At 57.6% G+C, this 4879-nt stretch carries 6 protein-coding genes; 5 read left to right on the top strand and 1 reads right to left on the bottom strand.

Annotated elements, in window-relative coordinates; translation table 11 throughout:
- The first annotated feature begins 201 nt into the window (after positions 1 to 201).
- The gene (locus NW819_RS05320) at positions 202 to 795 is read left to right on the top strand and encodes an SAM-dependent methyltransferase (RefSeq protein ID WP_414413113.1); all 594 of its coding nucleotides are present in this window, start codon (positions 202 to 204) and stop codon (positions 793 to 795) included.
- On the opposite strand, the gene NW819_RS05315 is transcribed toward NW819_RS05320, so the two are convergent.
- Positions 792 to 1205, bottom strand: coding sequence for a VOC family protein (locus tag NW819_RS05315; protein WP_414331963.1), 414 nt, complete (start codon positions 1203 to 1205; stop codon positions 792 to 794). The two genes, NW819_RS05320 and NW819_RS05315, sit on opposite strands and share 4 nt — an antisense overlap.
- Before the next feature lie 456 nt (positions 1206 to 1661).
- On the opposite strand from NW819_RS05315, the gene NW819_RS05310 reads away from it, so the two are divergent.
- The 4 genes from NW819_RS05310 to NW819_RS05295 all read left to right on the top strand — a co-directional run bounded on the left by NW819_RS05310 (position 1662) and on the right by NW819_RS05295 (position 4740).
- Positions 1662 to 2690, top strand: coding sequence for a rod shape-determining protein (locus NW819_RS05310; protein ID WP_414331964.1), 1029 nt, complete (start codon positions 1662 to 1664; stop codon positions 2688 to 2690).
- Between the two features lie 59 nt (positions 2691 to 2749).
- Positions 2750 to 3502 carry a rod shape-determining protein MreC gene (mreC, locus tag NW819_RS05305; protein ID WP_414387913.1) on the top strand — a complete coding sequence of 251 codons (753 nt, stop codon included), beginning with the start codon at positions 2750 to 2752 and terminating at the stop codon, positions 3500 to 3502.
- Positions 3480 to 4124, top strand: coding sequence for a rod shape-determining protein MreD (gene mreD / locus NW819_RS05300; protein WP_414331966.1), 645 nt, complete (start codon positions 3480 to 3482; stop codon positions 4122 to 4124). Before mreC ends, mreD begins: the two co-directional genes overlap by 23 nt.
- A 388-nt stretch (positions 4125 to 4512) precedes the next feature.
- Positions 4513 to 4740: an indolepyruvate ferredoxin oxidoreductase subunit alpha gene (locus NW819_RS05295; RefSeq protein ID WP_011434056.1), complete on the top strand. Its 228-nt coding sequence runs from the start codon at positions 4513 to 4515 to the stop codon at positions 4738 to 4740.
- The last annotated feature ends 139 nt before the right edge of the window (positions 4741 to 4879 follow it).

The following is a 4879-nucleotide window of genomic DNA, read 5'->3' as shown; positions in this document are numbered from 1 at the left end:
AGAGGGAGAGGGGAGTTAGAGAGCAATGGAACGGAGATGTTTCATTCCTGTTGAAAATGACCATACAGGTGTATCCCATAACCCCTTAGTAGACTGTACTTGAGCCGACGCAATTGGCGGTGACTTTCCACCCAGTAGAACGGCAGGGGCTCTGTACTGCGACAGGTTGATAGACTGATGGGAAATTGATGAGAATATTTGATGAACAGAGAAAACCGCTCTTCTCGGAATCAACCCTTGGTGCCCCGCGGTTTCAAACCTAAGCTGGGTCAGAACTCGGTGGGCAGGGATCCCTTCTTCCAATGCCAGCCCAACCCGCAAAGTCCAGAGGGAATCAGCTTGGCCCCCTATGTGCGCACCTTGCCCTTGGTTGTCGATGCCATGCTGGATTTGGCCCAGGTGGGGAGCGAGGATACTCTCTACGACTTGGGCTGTGGGGATGGCCGCATTCTCATCCGGGCGGCGCAGCGCTTTGGCACACAGGGCATGGGAGTGGATATCGACCCGGAGCGCATCCTGGAAGCCCAACAGCGGGCCCGAGAAGCCCAAGTTCAGGATCGAGTTACTTTTCTCCAGCAGGATCTGCTCACTCTGGACTTAACCCCGGCGACGGTGGTGAGCTGCTATTTGCTGCCCCGCTCCCACCTGCTGATCCGAGACAAGCTGCGCTCCCAGCTTCGGCCCGGCGCTCGTCTGGTCACCCACTCCTTCGACATGGGAGATTGGCTCCCCACCGCCACCACCACTGTATCGGATGTTATCAACACCTACACCATCTATCTCTGGCGAATCTAACCCTGGGGATCCCAGGCCGTCGCTTCCTCAAAAGCAGCAGAGGGCTGGTGCAGCACAATCCGGTTGCCATCGGGATCCCGAAAATCCACCTCCTGTCCATGAAAGGCTTGCCGCAGGGGGGAAATGGAGAGCTGATAAGCTCCCGCCAACCCTTCCAGTGTTGTCAGGGATCCCTGTAAATCTTGCACCTGCAGGCAGAGGCTCACCGCTGCGGCTTGGGCACCACCATCGAGATGACGGCTGCGATAGAGGCCCAGCCGCAACCCTGGCAGACGAAACTCTACGTACACCGGATCCCCCTCTGTCGGGAGCTGGACTTGGGGAGAGATCCCCAAGAGATCCCGATAGAAGCGTTGTAGACGAGGCAAGTCCAGGGTAGCCACGCTAACCAAGACACCAGAGAGCTGCATCGCAACCGCCAAAAGACCGGGTTGGTCTATCTTAGCTAAACTGCCGAGAAGCCCCGCGCTGTACCCGCAGGGTGAGCGTCGGGAGGATGTCACTCAGCTCCAACACCACGCGAGTCTGGGTGGCGATGTCGGATCCACCGTCTTGCCCTCCGGATCCAGGGCCAATGTGCCCGAGATGTAGAGGGTATTTTGCCCACCTTCACGCCGGGAGAATAGGGGGCGATGGCCGGATAGCCGGCTGGAGCAATGGCAACCTTAGGCACGAGGGATCCCGAATCACAACAGGATTGCACCTTAGCGGCGAATTCGATCTTCCACAGCTGGCTGGGATACAGCCATAGCCGGTTTCTCTGGAGCAGATTCCCACTCTTCGGGGGAGATTCTCTTGCAGAACTAGACTATAGTAGGTACCAAAGCTTGCTGCTTCTTCCCAAATCAAGACTGGAGCGACTTACCGTGGGGTTATTCAGCCGATTTTCCCGTGATATGGGCATTGATTTGGGCACTGCCAACACGCTGGTCTACGTGGCCGGGCGAGGCATTGTCCTGCAAGAGCCCTCTGTGGTCGCCATCGACCAAAACACCAAGCAACCCCTGGCTGTGGGGGAAGATGCCAAAAAAATGTTGGGCCGTACCCCCGGCAACATTGTAGCGGTGCGTCCTCTGCGAGATGGGGTGATTGCCGATTTCGACACGGCGGAGATGATGCTAAAACACTTCATCCACCGCGTACACGAGGGCCGGTACCTGATTGCTCCCCGCATTGTGATTGGGATCCCCAGCGGTGTGACCGGGGTGGAGCGACGGGCGGTGATGGAAGCCGCTCTCCAAGCTGGGTCGCGGGAGGTGTATTTGGTGGATGAGCCGGTGGCAGCAGCAATCGGGGCCGGGCTGCCGGTGCAAGAGCCCACTGGGAACATGATCATCGACATTGGCGGCGGCACCACTGAGGTAGCCGTCCTCAGTTTGCAGGGGATCGTGCTGAGCGAGTCCGTGCGGGTAGCGGGAGATGAGCTGAGCGAGGCCATCGTCCAGTACATGAAAAAGGTTCACAACCTCACCATCGGGGAGCGCACCGCTGAAGAGATCAAGATTCGGATTGGCTCCGCCTACCCAATTCAAGAGGAACTGACCATGGAAGTGCGCGGGTTACACCTGCTCTCGGGTTTACCCCGTACCGTCACGGTGAAGAGCACCGAAATTCGCGAGAGCATGGCCGAGCCCCTCTCGGTGATTGTGGAAGCCATTAAGCGCACCCTGGAGCGCACTCCACCGGAATTGGCTGCCGACATCATCGACCGAGGCATCATGCTGGCCGGGGGAGGAGCCTTGCTCAAGGGTCTAGATGCCCTGATCAGCCATGAAACCGGGATCTTGGTTCACATTGCCCCGGATCCCCTCAGTTGTGTGGTGCTCGGTACAGGGCGAGTTTTGGAGGATTTCAAAACCCTAGGTCGAGTGTTGAGCGGCAGCTTCAAGGGCTAGAGGAGTTTCTTCCCATCCCTGATCTAAGGTGTGAGTCGAGTGGGTTGGAGAGGTATTGCTTGAATTGGCTACGCCAATGGTGGAGGCGCCATAGCCTGGGGTTGCTCCTGTCTGCTTTGGCGATGGGGGCAGCGCTGGGCCTGCGCCAAACCCAGGGATCCCTATTGGTGGAATTGTACAGTTGGATCACTGCTCCAGCCCGTCCGCCTGTGGATCCCGCTGCGGTGCTCAGCCAGGCCGCTAACCGTGAGCTGCAAGCCCTGGTAGCCGAGTTGCAGTACCAAAACCGCGAGCTGAAGCGACTGCTGCAATTTACCGAGCAAATGCCCCAAGCGGGGATCCCGGCAGCCGTGGTGGGTCGCAGCGCCGATCACTGGTGGCAACAGCTCACCCTCAGCCGCGGCAGCCGGCATGGAGTCAGGGTGGGAGATGTAGTCATGGCGCCGGGAGGGTTGATCGGGCGAGTCGAGTCGGTCACGCCCAACACCAGCCGAGTGCTCCTGATCAGCGATCCCACCAGCCGTGTTGGGGTAATGCTGAGTCGCAGCCGACACATGGGCATCCTGAGGGGTACGGGCACCCAGAGTGCCATTTTGGATTTTTTCGACAAGGCCCCCAAAGTAGAGGTGGGGGATGTGGTGGTGACCTCAGGCCTGAGCAGCTTTTACCCAGCCGGGGTTGTGGTGGGAACGGTTCGAGCGGTCAACTTGGATGCCAGCCCTGCCCCTCAAGCCACTGTCGAACTGTCGGCGCCGCTGGGTCTCTTGGAATGGGCTTTGATCTACCGCTATGCTCAACCCTCTGATTCCTAAGCTTAAGTCTCACCTTAACTGGCTGGTGACTGTCCTGTCGGGATTGCTGGCAGCAGTGGCCCCTTGGTGGCGAGGGCCGGGCTTGGAGCTAGCAGGCTTAACCCCAGATTGGCCCTTGATCTGGGTGGTGTGCTGGAGTGTGCGGCGCAAAGCTTGGCAGGGGGCTGTTGCCGGGGTCACCCTGGGTTTTCTGCAAGATGCGCTGACCAGCCCTTGTCCTACCCATGCGCTGGGGCTGGCTGTAGTTGGGATCCTCACCGCCAAGTTGCAAAAACAACGCTACATGCAAGAAGACTTTATCTCGGTGGCCTTGATCGTTTTTGGTATGGTGGTGATCGCCGAAACCTTGATGGCACTGCAATGGATGTGGCTCGTGGCCTCGCAGGGATCCGATGACCTGGATCCAGCAGGAACGCAAACCTTGCTGGATGGATTGGAGAACTCCCTTCGGTTTTTCGGCAACATTGGTGGCGATGGCCCCCGTTCTCTGGAGAGCATCTGGTGGAACCATCAACGCAATGCCCTCACGTCTGCTATTTTAAGTAGCCTCTGGGCACCTGCTTTGTACTGGCCCCTCAGCCGTTGGTGGCAATCTCAAGAGCGGGATCCCAGAGAGATTTAGCCCCTGTTTTATGCCAAATCATCCTATCTTTCGGTTAAAACCCAGGTCACAGCAGAGTATGTCCCTTGGCATTTTTGGCAAGAGAGAACTCTCGAGGCGGTGGGAGCCCATTTGCCGGCTCGCTCCGGCATTCTACTTCTTTTGCATTGGCGCTGCGCTGGTCAGAAAAAGCGACGATCTGGAAAACTTCTCGTCGGGGGGGAGCAATTTTGGCCTAAAATGAACCCCAGGACTGGGATATAAGCCCCATCTTTTTCAGACAGCTTTGGGCTAATGTCGCGCATTCTAATCAAAAAGTCAACAGCATAGGAAGCGCAGGCGACGTCAAGGCTGACCTTGTGGCAACTGCACTTAGAATTTGACTTAGAGCAATCATGGGGAGGGATCCATGCCGCATACAATTGTCACCGATATCTGTGAAGGTGTGGCCGACTGTGTAGAGGCTTGCCCTGTTGCCTGCATCCACCCCGGCGATACCAAAAATGCCAAAGGCACCGACTACTTTTGGATTGAGTTTTCCACCTGCATCGACTGTGGCATCTGTTTACAGGTTTGCCCCGTAGAAGGCGCTATTCTGCCGGAGGAAAAGCCGCATCTGCAGCGAGTGCCCCGCTAATTCCAGGGAAGCATCCCTGGCCACACGCCGGGATTCAACGAGAATTACAATCATTTCAATTCCAACCAGGACGCTGCACCCACACCTAGAACGTTAGTCGCGTCTTCGCGTCGTCGTGTCAGCGTTGCGGTTCCCGTCA

Origin of the sequence: Synechococcus sp. R8-2, from assembly GCF_047461715.1 — a bacterium.
In the GTDB taxonomy this organism is placed as follows: Bacteria; Cyanobacteriota; Cyanobacteriia; order Thermostichales; family Thermostichaceae; genus Thermostichus.
Note: the sequence above shows the minus strand (reverse complement) of the source record. Positions and strands in the feature narration are given on the sequence as shown.

Coding starts and splice junctions, on each gene's coding strand:
- NW819_RS05320 (WP_414413113.1), top strand. CDS start 202: ATGAACAGAGAAAACCGCTCTTCTCGGAATCAACCCTTGGTGCCCCGC.
- NW819_RS05295 (WP_011434056.1), top strand. CDS start 4,513: ATGCCGCATACAATTGTCACCGATATCTGTGAAGGTGTGGCCGACTGT.
- mreD (WP_414331966.1), top strand. CDS start 3,480: ATGCTCAACCCTCTGATTCCTAAGCTTAAGTCTCACCTTAACTGGCTG.
- NW819_RS05315 (WP_414331963.1), bottom strand. CDS start 1,205: ATGCAGCTCTCTGGTGTCTTGGTTAGCGTGGCTACCCTGGACTTGCCT.